This window comes from Rhodanobacter panaciterrae, from assembly GCF_014651895.1.
In the GTDB taxonomy this organism is placed as follows: domain Bacteria; phylum Pseudomonadota; class Gammaproteobacteria; order Xanthomonadales; family Rhodanobacteraceae; genus Rhodanobacter; species Rhodanobacter panaciterrae.
This window is the reverse complement of the sequence record NZ_BMXT01000001.1, coordinates 1,719,989-1,736,912: the sequence shown is the minus strand read 5'-3', so window position 1 is coordinate 1,736,912 and position 16,924 is coordinate 1,719,989. Positions and strand designations below refer to the sequence as shown.

17 protein-coding genes are annotated in these 16,924 nt (G+C 62.7%); 10 read left to right on the top strand and 7 right to left on the bottom strand.

Annotated features, from left to right (window positions below; all coding sequences use genetic code 11):
• The first annotated feature begins 158 nt into the window (after positions 1 to 158).
• From IE071_RS08065 to IE071_RS08050, 4 genes are all read left to right on the top strand, one after another.
• Positions 159 to 578: a YciI family protein gene (locus IE071_RS08065; RefSeq protein WP_189440574.1), complete on the top strand. Its 420-nt coding sequence runs from the start codon at positions 159 to 161 to the stop codon at positions 576 to 578.
• Positions 579 to 624: 46 nt separating this feature from the next.
• Positions 625 to 1,038 carry a VOC family protein gene (locus IE071_RS08060; protein ID WP_189440573.1) on the top strand — a complete coding sequence of 138 codons (414 nt, stop codon included), beginning with the start codon at positions 625 to 627 and terminating at the stop codon, positions 1,036 to 1,038.
• A 73-nt stretch (positions 1,039 to 1,111) separates the two neighbouring features.
• A complete protein-coding gene (locus IE071_RS08055; protein ID WP_189440572.1) occupies positions 1,112 to 1,639 on the top strand; it encodes an SRPBCC family protein in 528 nt (175 codons plus the stop codon).
• A 45-nt stretch (positions 1,640 to 1,684) separates the two neighbouring features.
• Positions 1,685 to 2,971, top strand: coding sequence for an RNA polymerase sigma factor (locus IE071_RS08050; RefSeq protein WP_189440571.1), 1,287 nt, complete (start codon positions 1,685 to 1,687; stop codon positions 2,969 to 2,971).
• Positions 2,972 to 3,000: 29 nt separating this feature from the next.
• Here the strand turns inward: IE071_RS08050 and IE071_RS08045 are convergent, their stop codons facing one another.
• From IE071_RS08045 to IE071_RS08015, 7 genes are all read right to left on the bottom strand, one after another.
• Positions 3,001 to 4,302 (bottom strand): S8 family serine peptidase, encoded by a 1,302-nt coding sequence (locus IE071_RS08045; protein ID WP_189440570.1) that lies wholly within the window; start codon positions 4,300 to 4,302, stop codon positions 3,001 to 3,003.
• Entirely contained in the window at positions 4,299 to 4,931 is a 633-nt protein-coding gene (locus IE071_RS08040) for an anti-sigma factor (protein ID WP_189440569.1), read from the bottom strand. The genes IE071_RS08045 and IE071_RS08040 overlap by 4 nt, the downstream gene beginning before the upstream one ends.
• Positions 4,928 to 5,512 (bottom strand): RNA polymerase sigma factor, encoded by a 585-nt coding sequence (locus IE071_RS08035; RefSeq protein WP_189440568.1) that lies wholly within the window; start codon positions 5,510 to 5,512, stop codon positions 4,928 to 4,930. The genes IE071_RS08040 and IE071_RS08035 overlap by 4 nt, the downstream gene beginning before the upstream one ends.
• Before the next feature lie 76 nt (positions 5,513 to 5,588).
• Entirely contained in the window at positions 5,589 to 6,389 is an 801-nt protein-coding gene (locus tag IE071_RS08030) for a TorF family putative porin (protein ID WP_229792801.1), read from the bottom strand.
• A 358-nt stretch (positions 6,390 to 6,747) separates the two neighbouring features.
• Positions 6,748 to 7,455, bottom strand: coding sequence for a c-type cytochrome (locus IE071_RS08025; protein ID WP_189440567.1), 708 nt, complete (start codon positions 7,453 to 7,455; stop codon positions 6,748 to 6,750).
• A 13-nt stretch (positions 7,456 to 7,468) separates the two neighbouring features.
• Positions 7,469 to 10,099, bottom strand: a complete 2,631-nt coding sequence (locus IE071_RS08020; protein ID WP_189440566.1) for an MtrB/PioB family outer membrane beta-barrel protein — start codon at positions 10,097 to 10,099, stop codon at positions 7,469 to 7,471.
• A gap of 25 nt (positions 10,100 to 10,124) precedes the next feature.
• Positions 10,125 to 11,255 (bottom strand): DmsE family decaheme c-type cytochrome, encoded by a 1,131-nt coding sequence (locus IE071_RS08015; RefSeq protein ID WP_229792800.1) that lies wholly within the window; start codon positions 11,253 to 11,255, stop codon positions 10,125 to 10,127.
• A gap of 325 nt (positions 11,256 to 11,580) precedes the next feature.
• On the opposite strand from IE071_RS08015, the gene IE071_RS08010 reads away from it, so the two are divergent.
• The 6 genes from IE071_RS08010 to IE071_RS07985 are packed head-to-tail and all read left to right on the top strand — an operon-like array spanning position 11,581 to position 16,922.
• Positions 11,581 to 12,018 (top strand): sugar 3,4-ketoisomerase, encoded by a 438-nt coding sequence (locus IE071_RS08010; protein ID WP_189440565.1) that lies wholly within the window; start codon positions 11,581 to 11,583, stop codon positions 12,016 to 12,018.
• Entirely contained in the window at positions 12,003 to 12,668 is a 666-nt protein-coding gene (locus IE071_RS08005) for an acetyltransferase (protein ID WP_189440564.1), read from the top strand. The genes IE071_RS08010 and IE071_RS08005 overlap by 16 nt, the downstream gene beginning before the upstream one ends.
• A 7-nt stretch (positions 12,669 to 12,675) precedes the next feature.
• Entirely contained in the window at positions 12,676 to 13,629 is a 954-nt protein-coding gene (locus IE071_RS08000) for a glycoside hydrolase family protein (RefSeq protein WP_189440563.1), read from the top strand.
• Positions 13,616 to 14,548 (top strand): GNAT family N-acetyltransferase, encoded by a 933-nt coding sequence (locus tag IE071_RS07995; RefSeq protein WP_189440955.1) that lies wholly within the window; start codon positions 13,616 to 13,618, stop codon positions 14,546 to 14,548. The genes IE071_RS08000 and IE071_RS07995 overlap by 14 nt, the downstream gene beginning before the upstream one ends.
• A 14-nt stretch (positions 14,549 to 14,562) precedes the next feature.
• Positions 14,563 to 15,675 (top strand): DegT/DnrJ/EryC1/StrS family aminotransferase, encoded by a 1,113-nt coding sequence (locus IE071_RS07990; RefSeq protein WP_189440954.1) that lies wholly within the window; start codon positions 14,563 to 14,565, stop codon positions 15,673 to 15,675.
• The gene (locus IE071_RS07985) at positions 15,672 to 16,922 is read left to right on the top strand and encodes an O-antigen translocase (protein ID WP_189440562.1); all 1,251 of its coding nucleotides are present in this window, start codon (positions 15,672 to 15,674) and stop codon (positions 16,920 to 16,922) included. The genes IE071_RS07990 and IE071_RS07985 overlap by 4 nt, the downstream gene beginning before the upstream one ends.
• The last annotated feature ends 2 nt before the right edge of the window (positions 16,923 to 16,924 follow it).

Below are 16,924 nucleotides of genomic sequence, written 5' to 3'. Positions count from 1 at the left end.
GCGCTGTCCCGTAACCTGAGAATATTTCCAGATATTGATGCCGGAGATGTCGATTCGACGATGATTCGTTCGTCGTCTGGACAGAACCAGGGGTTTCGGCGGGCCATGTCTATCCGTCGGCCGAGACTTCCAACCCACGATGCAGAGGAGACACGACGATGCGATTCATGGTGATAGTGAAAGCGGACAAGGACACGGAAGCCGGCGTGATGCCGAGCGAGCAGCTGCTGACCGAGATGGGCAACTACAACGAGGAGCTGGTGAAGGCCGGCATCATGCTGGCGGGCGAGGGCCTGCAGCCGAGCTCGAAGGGCGTGCGGGTGAAATTCTCCGGCCATCAGCGCACGGTGATCGACGGGCCGTTCACCGAAAGCAAGGAGTTGATCGCCGGCTTCTGGCTGTGGCAGGTGAAGTCGAAGGACGAGGCGATCGAGTGGCTCAAACGCGCCCCGTTCGATGGCGGCACCGAGATCGAATTGCGCCAGGTGTTCGAGGCGGAGGATTTCGGCGCCGAGCTCACGCCCGAGCTGCGCGAGCGGGAAGAGCGTTTGCGCGCGCAGGTCGCTGCCAAATCATGAGCCGGGTCTCGATCCGGCCTCGACGCAAAACCGACGGAGCATTCCCATGCAACTGACCAGCTACCTCATCTTCGACGGCAAGGCCGAAGCGGCATTCAAGTTCTACGAGCAGTGCCTGCGCGGCAAGATCACCACGATGATGCGCTTCGGCGAAGCGCCTGGCTGCGAGAACATGCCGGCGGAAACTCGTGACATGCTGATCCACGTGCGGCTGGAAATCGGCGACCAGGTGTTGATGGCCTCCGACTGTCCGCCCGACCGTCCGTACGACGGCATCAAGGGCTGCTCGGTGTCGATCCAGATTCACGACCAGGCGGAAGGGGAGCGCATCTTCAATGCACTGAAGGACGGCGGCACGGTGCAGATGCCATACGAGAAGACTTTCTGGGCCGAGCGCTTCGGCATGCTGGTCGACCAGTTCGGTGTGCCGTGGATGATCAATTGCGAGAAGGGCCTGTAGCTGGCCGCTTCAGGCTTCCACCCCCGGCGGTCGTTGGCACCGCCGCACTTCAACGCCCTGACCGGAGCGATCCATGTTCAAGATTATCCTCATCATCGTTGTCGTCCTGATCGTCGCGGTGCTTGTTTTTGCGGCAACTCAGCCCGGCACGTTCAAGGTGGAGCGTGCGGCGGCGATCAAGGCCCCGCCCGAAAAAATCCTCGCGCTGATCAACGACTTCAGGCGATGGGCCGTCTGGTCGCCGTGGGAAAAGCTCGATCCGGCGCTCGAACGTAGCTACAGCGGTGCGGCAAGTGGTCCGGGCGCTGTCTACGCGTGGCAGGGCAACAACAAGGTGGGCCAGGGTCGCATGGAGATCCTGGCGTCGTCACCCTCTGCGACGACGATCAAGCTGGATTTTATCAAGCCGTTCGAAGCCCACAATATCGCCGATTTCACGCTGCTGCCGCAGGGCGACTCGACCGTGCTCACCTGGGCGATGCATGGTCCGAAACCTTACATGGCGAAGCTCATGCATATGTTTTTCAACATGGACAAGCTGGTCGGCGGCGACTTCGAGCGTGGGCTGGCCAACCTGAAGGCAGCGGCCGAGGGAAACTGATCCGCCCCTTGCGTCGACGGGAGGCAGATGGTGTGATCGGTTGCTATGACAGCGACCGATACCCACCGCGCCATCGACGCCGTCTGGCGAATCGAATCGGCCAGGCTCATCGCCGGTCTCGCACGGATGGTGCGCGACGTCGGGCTGGCCGAGGAGCTGGCGCAGGATGCGCTGGTCGTTGCACTGGAGCAGTGGCCGCAATCGGGCGTGCCGGACAATCCCGGCGCGTGGCTGATGACCACCGCCAAGCGCCGCGCTATCGATCGCCTGCGCCGCAGCAAGCTGCTTGTGCGCAAGCACGTGGAGTTGATGTACGAGCTCGAGAGCGAGCAGGAACACGCCGTGTCACAGGTGGAGGCAGCTCTGGACGATCCGATCGGCGACGATCTGCTGCGCCTGATGTTCACTGCCTGTCATCCGGTGTTGTCGGTCGAGGCGCGCGTGGCGCTCACGTTGCGCCTGCTCGGTGGCCTGACCACCGAGGAGATCGCCCGCGCGTTCCTGGTGCCGGAGCCGACGATCGCGCAGCGCATCGTGCGCGCCAAGCGCAGTCTGGCCAAGGCCGAGGTGCCGTTCGAGGTGCCGCGCGCCGAGGAACTGGCGGCGCGTCTGTCGTCGGTGCTCGAGGTGATCTACCTCGTGTTCAATGAAGGCTATTCCGCGACGGCTGGCGGCGACTGGATGCGGCCGGCGCTATGCGAGGAGGCGCTGCGTCTCGGCCGCGTGCTGGTCGGGCTTGCACCGCGCGAGCCGGAGGTACACGGCCTGGTCGCGTTGATGGAAATTCAGGCCTCGCGTTCGCGTGCCCGCGTCAATGGCCACGGCGAGCCGATCCTGCTGCTGGAGCAGAACCGTGCGCAGTGGGATCGATTGCTGATCCGCCGTGGCCTGACGGCGCTCGATTATGCCGAAAAACTGGGCGGTGCGCGTGGCCCGTACGCGCTGCAGGCGGCGATTGCCGCTTGTCATGCACGCGCCCTGGTGGCGGAAGACACGGACTGGAGCCGTATCGCGGCGCTGTATGCGGTGCTTGCGCAAGTCGCTCCCTCTCCCGTCGTTGAGTTGAATCGTGCGGTAGCCGTTGCCATGGCATTCGGCCCTGCTGCCGGCCTCGCACGGGTCGATACGCTGGTCGCGGAGCCGGCGCTGGCGAACTATCACCTGCTGCCGACCGTGCGCGGCGATCTGCTGATCAAGCTGGGTCGCCCTTACGAGGCCCTCGTCGAATTCGAGCGAGCGGCCGGGCTCACGCAAAACATGCGCGAGCGCGAACTGCTGCTGGAGCGTGCACGCGCATGCGCGGATGGGACGACACCTTCATCCGGGCGATGAGGCAAGCGGCGCGCTTCATCTCATCCGACTCATGGGATGGTTTTTTGCGCGCTGCGTAATGTCTCCACCGCCGATGCTGCGTTTACCTGGAGTGTCCCGTTGGAGACTTTGCTGCTTCGTAGCAAAAAATCATGGATGGCGCGCGCATCCAGGCCTGGGGTGAGAGACAACAATAAAGCGGCAATGCCGCTCACATGCGCGGCAGCCATGGATGATCCGGAAGTGAAGTCATACCCCCCACCGGGCTGGGTTGTCAGGATGTCGTTACCGGGTGCGCTCAAAACGCCAGGCGGTGCTGCCGATGGATCACTTACGCGAACAACAATGACCCCTGGCACATTGTTGGGAAACCCGCCGACAGTCCCATCCGGTGGCATGGCCGCGATCACGATGCGATCCTGGCTCAGCAATTTGGCGAGCAGCAAATTGAGCAGCGGATCTGGCGGACCGCCCAGACTCAGATTGACGATACGGGCATCCGTATCAAGAACCGCTGCCAGCGCTTTGGCGAGGGTGAACGAGTTGCAGCGCGCGCCGGCGTTTGGAGCCGGCTGATACCAGCATGCCTTGTAAACACTGAGCATGGCCTTGGGTGCGATCCCCACAATCCCCTGATGATTGTCGGCATTTGCGGCGATGACACCCGCGACTTCCGTGCCATGGCTATCGTGATTGAACGCTGATGCATCGTCATCAACCAGGTTGTGCGTATCACGAATGCGCCCCTGCAGATCGAGATGCGTCGTGTCGGCGCCTGTGTCGACGATCGCGACATGCACCCCATTGCCCTGGCTGATGTTCTGCGCAAGGGCGGCATCGGTTTCCACGAAGCCGCGTTGCAGATTGACGTAAGGATCGTTGTATTGGTGTGCGTCCTGCGATCTTTCCGAGTAGACGGAATACTCGTGCAGTGGCTGCGCAAGTTGCACTCGATCGTCCTTGGCGAGCGCCTTGAGCAAGGCATCCTGGGTCACGCCTGAAGGTGGCTCGAACACGACGCAGTACACGCCGAGGGCCTTGATCGGCCAACCGGTGACCTCGCGCAGTCCGTAACTTTTCTTCAATGCGGCCAGGACGGAAACCGCGCGCTGACCGGCGCCGTAATACCGTGGTGCGGCATAACCCAGCAGACTGGAGCCAGCGTTTGTGGAGGGTGACTCAAGCGGGTTGGCGACAGCCAGTACGATGTCGCGCTGGCTGTCCATGGAGGACGCGCTGGTGGTCGATGCGTGGTCTAGGTTGGCGTGGTTTTCCGTTGCCGCCATGAGGCGCGATGATGCGCACGCGCTCAAAGCCGCGATTGCGACAAGGGTGAGAAAGCCGTATTTCATGGCGTGACGGCAACGGGCTCCGCCAGGCGGATGCCACGAGTGGTGCGCAGCTGTTGCAATGCTTGAGTTGTTGACGTGGAGCTCATGGGGGCGACCGTATAGGCACCCACATCGTTGGGGCCGCCAACGACCTGCAACCGGAGGGTATGCAGCAGCGCGTTCCAATCGGCCAGGGTCATGGCCGCATCGGGCACGACACGAATCGTGCCTGGGGCTGCGGGCGCAGACTCCTGACTGAGTGTGCGATACGCAGGGCTGCCGCCGGTCGACCACAACTTCACGCCCAGCGCACCGATACTGAGCGCCTGGATCAGCACCACGGCGACCAGCGCCCGGCTCAGCCAGTTTCGCGAACGCGAACGATAGGGCGCTTCCACGGCATCGGGCGCATCAAGGCGACCCAGCAAGCGCCGCAATCCGACATTCGCATCGATCGAAATATCCGTGGGTAGCGACATGGCTTGCCGCAAGCGACTTTGTTGGGCGAATTCCGTACGGCACGACTCGCACTGCGCCAGATGACCTTCCAGCCACGCGCCTTGCTCTGGCGTGGCGCTGTTCTGCAGTACCCAGGGCATCGCATCCCAGGCACGGACGCAGTCGCGGCCGGAATGCTTCGGGAACGTCATGGCGCGCCCTCCTTGTGCTTGGGCGAGTCGCCTGCCAGCGCCGGAAGCACATTGCGCAGCTTGACTCGCGCGTGGAACAGGCGCGCCTTCACCGTGCCTACGGGGCACTGCATGATGACGGCAACATCGTCCAGGGTATGACCCACGCCATAGACCAGTTCGATCACCACGCGTTGATCCACGGACAGATGATCGAGCCCCTTGCTCAGCCAGTCGCGCAATTCGCGATCTTCATCCAGGTCATTGTCAGCGGTGCGCTGTTCCGACTGAGGGTCGTCTTCGACCGGTTCGTCACCGTGTTGCCGCAGCGCCTTCAGCCCACAGCGATAGGCAATGCCCATCAGCCATGTGGAAACACGTGAGTCGCCGTGGAAGCTGCCGGCTTTTTGCCAGGCCACCCAGAAGCAGTCGTTGATGACTTCCTCGATGACATCGGGGCGCCGCGTCAGGCGGGACAGGAAACGACACAACCTGCCGTGATAACTGCGATACAGCACGCTCAGCGCGGCGCGATCACCCGTCGACATGCGTTGAAGCAGCATGCGGTCGGTGACGTCAGCGTCGATATCGTCGTCGTTCATGGCTCGGTGGGGGTAATCGGACTACGGCGGGTTCGCTACGTAAGTACCCAACCAACGCAAAAAGGTTGCCTCTGCATCAAAAGGACCACGAAATTGTTGCGACCCAGCGTGAGGCGTCCAGATTGGCCCATTGCTGCTGTGTTTCCGGGGCCGTCACGATGCGGTCGAGTTCTATCCGCCAAGGTCCGTTGCTCCACAATAACCCCACGTGGCCATAGCTGTAATGGTTTGCGCGGGTGGAGTCGGAATAGTTGGCGTAGGCGTGGCTGTAGGAGCTGGCATAAACGCGACGGTAGGGGCGATAGGGAGCCGTGAGGGATTGGGTGATGCCCGCGCCGGCGGAAAGGGAGAAGTGCCGCGTCAATGGCCAATGGAGGTTGATGTCGGCAGCACCGCGCAGCCGCTGGTTCTTGGCGCCGATGACGTGGATCGCCGACAGGCCAGCGGTCAGCACGTCCCGGTAGCTCCAGTTGATCCCCGTTTCGGCTCGATCAAAGGCTTTTGACCCGCCGGTACTGCCGGGATATCGGTAGTAGAGCAGGCTCACCTGCATCTGCCAGTCACTTGAAAGGGACCAATAGCGGGATGCCTGAGCCATGGCTTCCACCAGACGGTCCAGGGAGCGCACCTCCGCACTCCCCGACAGGCCCAGCGACCAACCTGATGGAAGGGACTGGGATGCAGTGCCCTCGGTCGGAAACGTCCAGGAGGCGGCTCCCTGCAAGATGGGTGTATCGCCGGTAATCGCCTGGCCCCGGTCAACCAATTGCGAACTGAGCGCTGCGGTACCGTTGAAGGTGCTTGATTGGGCATGCAGCGGCATGGAAAGGCATGCCACAAAGGCCAATGAGATGTAGCCAAGGAGGGTGCGGGTCACGGAAGTTCCGCTGATTAGGCAATCAGGGTGATGCCGCCAGGCGCGGTATCGGTGCAGGCCGGCTTTGATCTGCAGAGTGTGATGCTCCGCCATGGCGCCTACCTGTTTATGACGCACGAAATCGCGTCGCGGGAGCGGGCAGAGTCATGACGAGGTGACTTGGTCCAGATTTCATATCGTTGACCCTGGTCATGAGATGGCTGCCCACGCTTGATGGATCCGGCAACGCGTTTCGAACCGACACGGGCTCGACGTCATTTCGTGATTCAAGGTGGAGTGTACCCGGGGCGGATTGCACCGGCGCAGCCAGAGGGTTCGCCATTCCGGGTGCGCAGCTGGGTCAGGAAGCCTTGTTCGCTCACTGCGTCGCGATGTAGGTCGACAGCGCCTGTATGTCGGCATCGCCGAGCGTCTGCGCCACGTTGTGCATGATCTGCGCGTTGCTCGTGCCACTGCGCGTGCCGTTGCTGAAATCGCCCAGCGCCTTGGTCACGTAGATCGCCGATTGGCCGTGCAATCGCGGGAAAGTCGACCAAGGCGGTTGTGGCGTATTGCTGGGGTACACCCGCGGTCCTTGCCCGGTCGGGCCATGGCAACCCTGGCAGGGTGGTACGCCCTGGGCCGGGTCGCCGTCGAGGAACAGCCGTCCGCCGCGGGAGGCGGCATCGGCCTGGCCAGCCGGCTTGGCCGGGAGCGAGGCGTAATAGGCGGCGAGGTTGCGCATGTCGGCGTCGCTTAGCGCGGCGGCCTGGCCGCTCATGACCAGGTCGTTGCGCTGGCCGTTCTTGAACGTCATCAATTGCACGTAGAGATAGGTCGCCGACTGCCCGGCTAGGTTCGGAAAGATCGGCACGATGGCCAGGCCCTGCGGCCCGTGGCAGGCGGCGCATACGGCCGACTTCGCTTGGCCGGCTTGGACGTCGCCGGTGATGGGCTGCTGCTGGCGCAGGTCGGTCCATGTCGCCGGCGTGTGTGCTGGAGGGCCCTCGGCCGCGGCGATGGAAAACGCGGGAAGCCACAGGATGACGGCCGCCACCAGATGAAGAACACGATGCGTAGAAGACATGGCGGCGTTCTCCTCAGAGCTTCACGGTCATGAATACGCCCACGACCATGGCATGCCAGTGCGGCTGCGGACCCAACTCGGTGAAGACGCGGTTGCCGACGATGAGATCGGCAGGCATGCCGAAACCGGCGTAGTGCCAGTCGGCGTAATTGCCGAACTCGTATTTGCCATACAGACGCACGCCTACTCTGCGGGTCAGCCCGAGATTCAGATTGGCCGTGAGCGTCTGCATGCGATAGACGTTGGGCGGGAAACTGTTGCCGATATCTGCCGCGGTCAGGAACGGCAGGTAAACCGACGAGATCGCCGCCAGGCTGGCGTAGTTGTAGCTGTTGAGCCCGCGCGAATAGGTGTAGTCGTAGTTGAGATCGAGCCTGACACGCGGTGAAAAGACGTGGTTGAAATGCGCGCCGGCATCGACGTCGCGCTCGTTGTCCGTCGCCGTCCAGAAATTGGCGTACGGGAAAAACGGGCCACCGAATTGCGTGTCGGCCTGTTCCGGCGAGGAAAAGGCCAATGCCTCGTTGTCATTGACATTGCCCTGCTTGAGCCGGCTCGATTCGATGCCGGCATAAACGCTCATCGAGGTCGATGCCGTCGGCTCCCAGTCCCAGGACAAGTCGGCGCCGGTCGTGTCGTAAGACTGCCGCCCGATATCCGCGCCGTAGCGAAGGCGGTTGCCATACAGCGTGGCGGTGAAGGTGGCCGTGGTGCCCAGCGGCTCGGTCAGGATCGCCTTGAGCTTGCTCGCCTCGAGGTTGCTCATGTCGTACTTGTACATCTGGGCGACGGTGAACGCGGTATCGCCGACGGCAAGCGGCACGTACCCGGGCATGGAGGGCGAATACGCGGCGAGATACGGGTCGGGGTTGTAGGGGCCGCCGCTGCGCTTCTGGTATTCGTAGCTGAGGCGCAGAGTGGCGCTGCCGAGCGATCGGGTATCCCAACTCAGCTTGAGGTGCTGGTCGTTGATGTAAGTACGTTCGCGCGGGTGCGGCGTCTGATGGTCGAGCAGGTAGCTCGCGCTCAGCGTGTTGTTCTGGTTGACCCGGTAGCTGCCGCCCAGCTCCGTCTTGCGGTCGTTGTAGCTGAAGGGAATGCTGGCGATCTGCGCGAAGTTCGACTGGTAAAGCGGGCTGCCGGGCTGGAACAGTTCGGTCTGCCCGGTAACGACCGGCTCCGCGCCGTTCTCGGGGACATAGCCGTACTGTCCGGTCAACGGGTTGTACATGGTGTAGCGCGTCATGTTGTCTTCGTCGCGCTGGCGCAGATTGAGGTGCCAGCTGAATTTCGCGCTGGGACGGAAATCCAGGCGCAGGTTGAGCAGGCCGCTGTCGATGCGCGCATCGCCGTCCTGCCGCGACAGCGCAGCCGTGGTGTTCCAGTCCGCGCAGGCAATGCCGGTCGTGCCGAGGAACTGTCCGCTCGGGCAATACATCGGACTGAGTGGCGCCTGCAGCGCATCGTTCTGCCGCATGCTGCTGTAGGCCGCCGAGATGGAAAACTCGCCGTGCCAGAGCTTCAGCGGATGCGACGCTTCCAGCCGCACGTTGTAGTAGTTGTTGTCCGGCTCCAGCGACCAGGTGCCGCCGGTGGCCACCGAGGTGGAGCCCGGCGCCACGGCAAACGGGACCGCATAGTTCAAGGTGCTTTTGTTGTCGCGGAAGAACGAGCCGGTCATGGTGAAGTTGAACAGCCAGCCCGAGGCGCCGCCCTTGTTGCGCAGGCCAAGGTTGACGTCGGTGGTGGTGAAGTCGACCGGTCGCACCGTGTCGTACTGGCCGCCGTAGGTGCCCGGAATGTTCGGCGTGCCGGGACCACCGGGCCCCGGAGCTCCGAAGAAGTAGGTCAGGTACATCGGGCCGCCCCAGTCGCGGTCACCCGTGCGTTTCTCATGGGTCACGCCGGCGTAGCCGATCCAGTTCCGGGAAAGCGCGCTTTCCCAGCTGACGCCCTCGCTCTGGCGCGTTACCGACAAAGTCTGGCGTGGCCGGTTTGCCTCCACGGCCTGCACCTGGGCCGGCGTGCTGCCGGTGGCCAGACCGTTGGGTAGAGTCAGGTTGGTGGAGCCCACGCCATTCCATAGCGGAAAGGCTGTGGTGCTCAGGGTATGCGGGATATCCCGATAAAACACCTCGATGTGATAGTCGCCGTAGCGGCCCGCGCGCATGCGGTAGTACTGATCCTGGCTGCTGATCCGGCTGCCGCGGAAGTCGATGTATTGGCCGGTCTTGTGGTTCAGGGCGGAGAACGCGAACATGCCCAGCGCGGCGCCATCCTTCCAGCCCGAATACATGCGGAGGAGTTCGTCATTGCGATCGCCGCTGGTGTGGATGTAGCCGAATTGAGCCAGCCACGTATACGTCCAGTCGCCCGTGCCGAGCGGGGCCTCGTCGGGTATCTGGTGGGGCCAGGGGTAGAGCACGCCGGTCGGCGTGCGCAGCTGGCCGGCATGCAGGTAGGACATGCCCACCGGATCCGGCACGGCATATGCGCCCCAACCAGTGGGATCGAGGCTGTTGCCGAACTGGATGTTGCCCACGCGTTGGCTGTCGCTGGCATCGGTCTGCGCCAGCAGCGGCAACGGGCTGGCCAGACCAAGTGTCAGGCCCAGCAGCGCAGTCAGAGGTTTACGCTTCAGCATCTCGCCGCCTCTCGCCGATGGCCATTCACTGGTGGAACTTGGCGCCATTGGGGTTGTTGGAGCCGTGGATGTTGCTGTGGCAGTTCAGGCAACTGCGCTCCATCACGCGTTCGTCCGGCACCAATCCGTTGCGCAGGTTCTGACGCGTCAGCAGATCGTTTGGGTGCTGGCTATTCGTGTGGCACTGCTGGCACAGCATCGGCACCGGCAGTACCAGCAGGTTTTCCTGGTTCGAGCCGTGCGCACTGTGGCAGTTGAGGCAGTTCTCGCCCACCGGCGCATGCTCGAACAGGAACGGTCCGCGCTTCTCGGCATGGCAAGTGGTGCAGGTCTCGTTGACGGTGTCGGTCTTCAGCAGCGGCTGGGTAATGCTGCCGTGTGGGTTGTGGCAATCGACGCAGGAGATCTGGCCCTCCGGCAGCGGCATGTGCGAACGGCGGTTGAACTGGGCGCGAACATCCTGGTGACAGGTCGCGCATACCTGGTTGATGGAATCCTTCGCCAGCACGCCTTCGGCCGACGACCGAGTCATCGGGTTGTGGCAGTCGGTGCACGAGAGCCCGCGCTCCTGGTGCGCCGAGCCGATCCAGTGCTGGCGCGCGCCGCCGACGTGGCAGCTCAGACAGGTGCGCGTCTGGGTCTCGATCGGGGTCTTGGCGTCGTGGGTAAAGGCGATGATCAGGCCCGCGGCCGCGGGGTTCTTCGCGTGCGCCGAGCCGGGGCCATGACAGGCTTCGCAGGAAGCCTGTGGCCCAGTGTTGGCGCTGCCTGCACGGAACGAGGCCACATGCAGGCTGTGCGAGGCCTGGATGGTTTCCAGCGCATGGCAGACGGCGCAGCTCTTCGCGCCGATCGCATCCGCGCCCGGCGCCAACGGGTTCTGCGGGATCGGCGCGGCATCGAACGGTGTGGCTTGGCTGCCGTCGAATGCGCGCGCGTGCATGTCGCCATGCATCGATGCGCCAGCACCCATGTCGGTGGAGGGCAGCATGCGTGCGATATCGCTCTCGCTCAGGCGACTGGACGGCTGATGGGCGGGGGCCTGGCCGGCACTCGCATTGTCAGTTTGCTGCGCCTGCGCACCGGACGACCATAGCAACACGCCACCAAGCCCGGTCATCACGGCCAGCAACACCGTCAGCGACAGTGCGATCACACCCGTCGTTCGACGAGTCCTCTGGCTACCCAAGCTGCTTTTGCGCGTTGCCGTCATCCAGCCGATCCCCATGCATCCCCCATGGCTTGCTTCATGCCTAAGCGAGGCTCGTGCGCGTGATGCTGTAGAGAGCCTGGTGTAACTGGGTGCCGGTTGCGCCATGAAAGGTTGCGTTCATGCCCAACTCCGGCAGGAGCAGGTCGGCCTGCCATCCAGAGCGAAGCTGGTGCTTTGAGCAGTCCCGATCACGACGCAACCTTTCCACACCGGCGCGGCACTCAAGCAAGAGGGGCATCTTCCAAGAATCTACAGCCGGGTCCAGAACATGGAAATCGAACGAATCCAGTTGCAGAAGCATGGCGACAACGGCGGCATGCTCATCGCATTGGAGGAGGATCGAAACGTACCCTTCGTGATCCGGCGCGTGTATTACATCTACGCCACGCAGAACGATGTGCATCGGGGCAAGCACGCACACCGCCACCTGCATCAACTGGCAGTAGCGGTGCGCGGCTCGGTCACCTTTCTGCTGGACGATGGCAGCGGGCCAGTCGAGGTCGTGCTCGACGATCCCTCGCAGGGGCTGATGCTCGGCCGCATGGTATGGCGCGAGTTGTACGACTTCAGCGAAGATTGCGTGTTGATGGTGCTGGCCGACCAGTTGTACGACCAGAGCGATTACATCACCGACTACGCCGAGTTCATGCGCGAAGTCAGTGGCGCCATGTACCTGGAGGACATGGCAGCATGTCAAGGCCGCTAGTCCTGATCGGAGCCGGCGAGTTCGCGCAGATCGCCTGCGAATACTTCGAACACGACAGCGACTATGACGTGGTGGCTTTCAGCGTCGAGCGCGACTATCTCGCGCAGTCGACGCTGGCAGGTCGTCCGGTGGTGGCCTACGAGACACTGGAAGCGCACTACCCACCGGCTGACGTCGATGTGTTTGTCGCCATCCCGGCCAGCCAGCTCAATCGCCTGCGCACGCGCTTTTACCTGGATGCCAAACGCAGAGGTTACCGGTTTGCCACGTACGTCAGCACGCGCGCATTCGTATGGCGCAATGCCGGCGTGGGCGAGAACAGCTTCATCTTCGAAAGCAATGTCATCCAGCCGTTCGTACGCATCGGCAACAACTGCATCCTGTGGAGCGGCAATCACGTAGGGCATCGCACGGTCGTGCACGACAACGTGTTCGTCACCTCGCATGCGGTCATTTCAGGTTATTGCGAGATCGGCGAGAACAGCTTCATCGGGGTGAACGCCACCTTCAACGATCATGTGAAAGTGGCGCCCGACAATGTGATCGGCGCCGGCGCACTGGTCACCCGCGATACCGAGCCGGGACGGATCTATGTCGGCTCGCCGGCCAAGCCGGTGCCCGGCAAGTCCAGCCTCGACGTGAGGCTTTGAAGAACGCATGTTCGAGTGGAGCAAGCAAGGGCTGGTGTTCGAAACCGCGCGGCATGGCGTGGGCGGCTGGATGCGTCACTCGGCGCTTACGCCGACGCCGTATCGCATCGACGATGAGCTCATCCGCGTTTACGCGGGGTTTCGCGATGCCGATGGCGTCAGTCGGATCGGCTACGTCGACGTGCGGGCGGACGACCCTGCGTCCATCGTGCGGGTCAGTGTCGAGCCGGTGCTCGATATCGGGCGGAACGGCTGCTTCGACGACAATGGCATGATCCTGGGCGATGTCGTCGATGCGCCGGGTGGCCTGCACATGTTCTATGTCGGCTTCCAGCGTGTGGCCAAGGCCAAGTTCCTGGCGTTTACCGGCCTGGCTGTTTCAACCGATGGCGGCGATCATTTTCGGCGTGTGCAGGAAACGCCGATCCTCGATCGCGCACCCGGTCGCAGCACCATCGGCGCGGTGCACTCGGTCATCCACGAAAACGGCCGCTGGCGCATCTGGTATGCGGCTGGTGACGATTGGGAAACCATCGGCGGCCAACCTTTTCCGCGCTATCACATCCGCTATGTCGAGACGGACGATCTTGATGCCATACCGCGCGAAGACCATGTCTGCCTGCTACCCCGCGGCAGCGAATATCGCATCGGCCGTCCGCGCGTGTATCGGCTCGGTGGCAGATACATTATGTACTTCACGCGCGGCAATGTCGGCGGCGAATACTTTCCCGGCATCGCATACAGCGATGACGGCATCCGCTGGGAGCGTCACGACGAGGCACTGGGACTGACGCTGTCCGCCAGCGGCTGGGATTCGCGGGTCATCTGTTATCCCGCGCTGATCCGGCAACGCGACAAGCTGCTGATGTTCTACAACGGCAACGACATGGGGGTGGATGGATTCGGGGTTGCCGAAGCCCGTGGCGCCTGTGTTGTCGGTGACGAACATGCTCACGGTTAGACCCTACGTTTCAGCCGATGCGGGAGCCTGGGACGCCGTGGTGGAGCATTCCAGGAACGGCAACCTGCTGCACCGACGCGGCTACATGGATTACCACGCGGATCGCTTCGTCGACTGTTCGTTGATGGTTGAGCGGGATAACGAGGCCGTGGCGGTTTTTCCCGCGAACATCAAGGACAGCCTGGTGATGAGCCATGGTGGCCTTACTTATGCCGGGCTTGTTTCGACCCACGCGTTGCGCGCCGAGTCGACGCTTGCGGTATTTGAGAGCTTGGGCAACCACTATCGCTCGCTGGGTGTGGAACGCGTCATCTACAAGGCAGTTCCGCACGTGTTCCATGCGCATCCCGCGGAAGAAGACCTGTATGCCCTGCATCGATTGGGAGCGCGACTGACCCGTCGCGACATGTCCTCGGTGATTGCGTTGCAGGAACCGTTTCACTTCACGGACGGACGCAGGCGTGCCGTCAACAAGGCAAGCAAGGCGGGTATCGCGTTGCAGGCCGGTACCAATCCCGCAGACTTCCATGCGTTGCTTTCGCAGGTGTTGCAGAAACATGGCGTCGTGCCAGTCCACAGCTTGCCGGAATTGCGCCTGCTGCAAACCCGGTTTCCGCAACATATCGTGCTGCATGAGGCTCGCCGCGACGACATTCTTCTGGCGGGCGTCCTTGTCTACGATTTCGGCACGACCGTGCATACCCAATATCTGGCCGCATCAGACGAAGGGCAGCACTTGGGCGCGCTCAGTCTGCTCTTGGCAGAGCTCATCACCAACACCTATGCGAACAGGCTCTATTTTTCCTTCGGCATTTCCACCGAACGGGAAGGGCAGGCGCTTAACGCCGGCCTGATCACGCAAAAGGAATATTTCGGCGCGCGCGCCATCGTGCACGATTTCTATGAATGGACGCTCTGATGGAGATCGCCCTGATGGATGTCCCGTTCCTCAGTCTCAAGGATGTCAATGCGCGGTATGCCGAAGAGCTGAAGGCGGCCGCCGCGCGGGTGATCGATTCGGGTTGGTATGTGCTTGGCGAGGAGCTTGCGGCTTTCGAACGCGAGTTCGCGAACTATTGCGGCGTGCGTCATGCCGTGGGCGTGGGCAATGGACTGGATGCGCTGTCGCTGATCCTGCGTGGCTACAAGGAACTCGGCGCCATCGAAGAGGGCGACGAGGTCATCGTGCCGGGCAATACCTTCATTGCCAGCTTTCTTGCGATCACCGAAAACCGGCTTGTGCCGGTTCCGGTGGAACCCGATCCTGCTACTTTCAACATGGATCCCGCTGGCGTGGAGGCGGCCATCGGGCCACGTACGCGCGCGATCATGGCAGTGCATCTGTATGGCCAGCTGGCCGACATGCCTGCATTGGCTGCGCTGGCACGGCGACACAACCTGTTGCTGATCGAAGATGCGGCGCAGGCGCATGGAGCGGCCAGCGCCGGAAACAAGGCCGGTGCGTTCGGGGAAGCGGCAGCCTTCAGCTTTTTTCCCACCAAGAACCTTGGTGCGCTGGGTGATGGCGGCGCGGTGGTGACCCGCAACGACGTGCTGGCGGAGCGAATCGCGGCCCTGCGCAACTACGGTTCCGCAGTGAAGTATCACCACTTGTTCCAGGGCCTCAATTCGCGGCTCGACGAAATCCAGGCCGCCATGCTGCGGGTGAAGCTGAAGTATCTCGACGAGGACATTGCACGGCGTCGCCAAGTGGCACAACGTTATCGCGACGGTATCCGTCATCCGCACATCCAGTTGCCGGCGGTGGCGCGCGAGGAACAGCACGCCTGGCATCTGTTCGTGGTTCGCTGCTCTCGCCGGGATGCCTTGCAACAGCATCTGCAGGCGCATGGCATCCAGAGCCAGGTGCACTATCCGGTGCCGCCGCACAAGCAACCCGCCTATGCCGGCTTGCAGGACGCCCATCTGCCGCTGACGGAACGATTGCACGATGAAGTGCTGAGCCTTCCGATCGGACCCACGCTGAGCGACGATGCGGTGGATCGGGTGATCGCAGCCTGTCAGGCGTTCGAGTGTCCGCCATGAACATCGTGCGCACCGGCTTCTACACCACGATTGCCACCGCCGCACGCTTGCTGGCGGCGCTGGTCGTGATCAAGCTGGTGGCGTGGTTTGCCGGACCCGCCGGGGTGGGCAAGCTGGGCCAGTTCATGAGTCTGATGTCACTGCTGGCCGTGCTGGCTGGTGGCGGCATCAGTGCCGGCATCGTGAAGTACGTCGCCGAATATCGCCACGACGCGCAAAAATTGTCGCGCCTGCTTGCCGCCGCGCTCTGGTATGCACTCTGCGCGTCCTGCCTGATGGGAGGCGTCGCGCTGTTGTTCAGTGGGCAGATTGCGCTCTGGCTGCTGGGCGACCCAGGCTATGCAAACCTGATCCGCGTACTCGCCGTGGCCCAGCTCGGCATTGCACTGGTCAACTACATCCTTGCCGTGATCAACGGCTTCATGGATGTGCGCCGGCTCGCCTTCATCCAGGTGCTGGGGTCGGCTTGCAGCATCGTGTTGGTGCTCGGGCTGTCGCGCTGGCTGCATCTGTACGGCGCGCTGCTGGCGCTCGTGCTGGGGCAGCTGCTGTGCCTCGCCGTCGGCTTGCCAGCCTGGTGGCGAAGCCCCTATTTCCAGCGCAGCATGCTGCGGATGCATTTCGACCGCGAAATGACTTTGCGGCTCGCGGCCTTTTCGGTGATGACGCTCAGCTCGGCCTTGTTGCCGCCCTTGATCAATATCGCGGTTCGCGATCACCTCGCGGTCCAGTTCGGCTGGGAGCAGGTCGGTTACTGGCAGGCCGTGAGCAAGGTGTCGGACGCCTATCTGTTGTTCCTCACCACGGCGATCAACATCTATTACCTGCCCAAGCTGGCGTCGACGCACGAGCGTGCGTCGCTCGTGCTCGAACTGCGCCATGCCTACCGCTACCTGATGCCCGTGGTCACTGCTCTGGCGGCCGTGGTCTATGTTTCGAGGAGCTGGGTGACACGTCTGCTGTTCAGTGCGGACTTCGCGTCCGCCAATGCCTTGTACGGACCGCAGCTGCTGGGCGATGTCGTCAAGATCGCTTCCTTCATTCTGTCCTACGTCATGCTGGCCAAGGCCATGACGCGGCTGTTCGTGATCTCCGAGTGCGTGTTTGCGGTCAGCTATCTGGCGTTGGTCTATGTGCTTACCGCGAACTTCGGCCTGGTCGGCGCGATGTATGCTTTCGCGATCAACTATCTCATCTACCTCGCGTTCAATGTGCTCGTCGTGCGACGTTACCTGGGAGGGCTGTGATG

Excerpts from the sequence above, each read along its gene's own strand:
- IE071_RS07985 (WP_189440562.1), top strand. The coding sequence starts at position 15,672 with ATGAACATCGTGCGCACCGGCTTCTACACCACGATTGCCACCGCCGCA.
- IE071_RS08040 (WP_189440569.1), bottom strand. The coding sequence starts at position 4,931 with ATGACGTTCCCGAAGCATTCCGGCCGCGACTGCGTCCGTGCCTGGGAT.
- IE071_RS07995 (WP_189440955.1), top strand. The coding sequence starts at position 13,616 with ATGCTCACGGTTAGACCCTACGTTTCAGCCGATGCGGGAGCCTGGGAC.
- IE071_RS07990 (WP_189440954.1), top strand. The coding sequence starts at position 14,563 with ATGGATGTCCCGTTCCTCAGTCTCAAGGATGTCAATGCGCGGTATGCC.
- IE071_RS08020 (WP_189440566.1), bottom strand. The coding sequence starts at position 10,099 with ATGCTGAAGCGTAAACCTCTGACTGCGCTGCTGGGCCTGACACTTGGT.
- IE071_RS08055 (WP_189440572.1), top strand. The coding sequence starts at position 1,112 with ATGTTCAAGATTATCCTCATCATCGTTGTCGTCCTGATCGTCGCGGTG.
- IE071_RS08005 (WP_189440564.1), top strand. The coding sequence starts at position 12,003 with ATGTCAAGGCCGCTAGTCCTGATCGGAGCCGGCGAGTTCGCGCAGATC.
- IE071_RS08045 (WP_189440570.1), bottom strand. The coding sequence starts at position 4,302 with ATGAAATACGGCTTTCTCACCCTTGTCGCAATCGCGGCTTTGAGCGCG.
- IE071_RS08000 (WP_189440563.1), top strand. The coding sequence starts at position 12,676 with ATGTTCGAGTGGAGCAAGCAAGGGCTGGTGTTCGAAACCGCGCGGCAT.
- IE071_RS08050 (WP_189440571.1), top strand. The coding sequence starts at position 1,685 with ATGACAGCGACCGATACCCACCGCGCCATCGACGCCGTCTGGCGAATC.
- IE071_RS08010 (WP_189440565.1), top strand. The coding sequence starts at position 11,581 with ATGGAAATCGAACGAATCCAGTTGCAGAAGCATGGCGACAACGGCGGC.
- IE071_RS08025 (WP_189440567.1), bottom strand. The coding sequence starts at position 7,455 with ATGTCTTCTACGCATCGTGTTCTTCATCTGGTGGCGGCCGTCATCCTG.
- IE071_RS08060 (WP_189440573.1), top strand. The coding sequence starts at position 625 with ATGCAACTGACCAGCTACCTCATCTTCGACGGCAAGGCCGAAGCGGCA.
- IE071_RS08065 (WP_189440574.1), top strand. The coding sequence starts at position 159 with ATGCGATTCATGGTGATAGTGAAAGCGGACAAGGACACGGAAGCCGGC.
- IE071_RS08035 (WP_189440568.1), bottom strand. The coding sequence starts at position 5,512 with ATGAACGACGACGATATCGACGCTGACGTCACCGACCGCATGCTGCTT.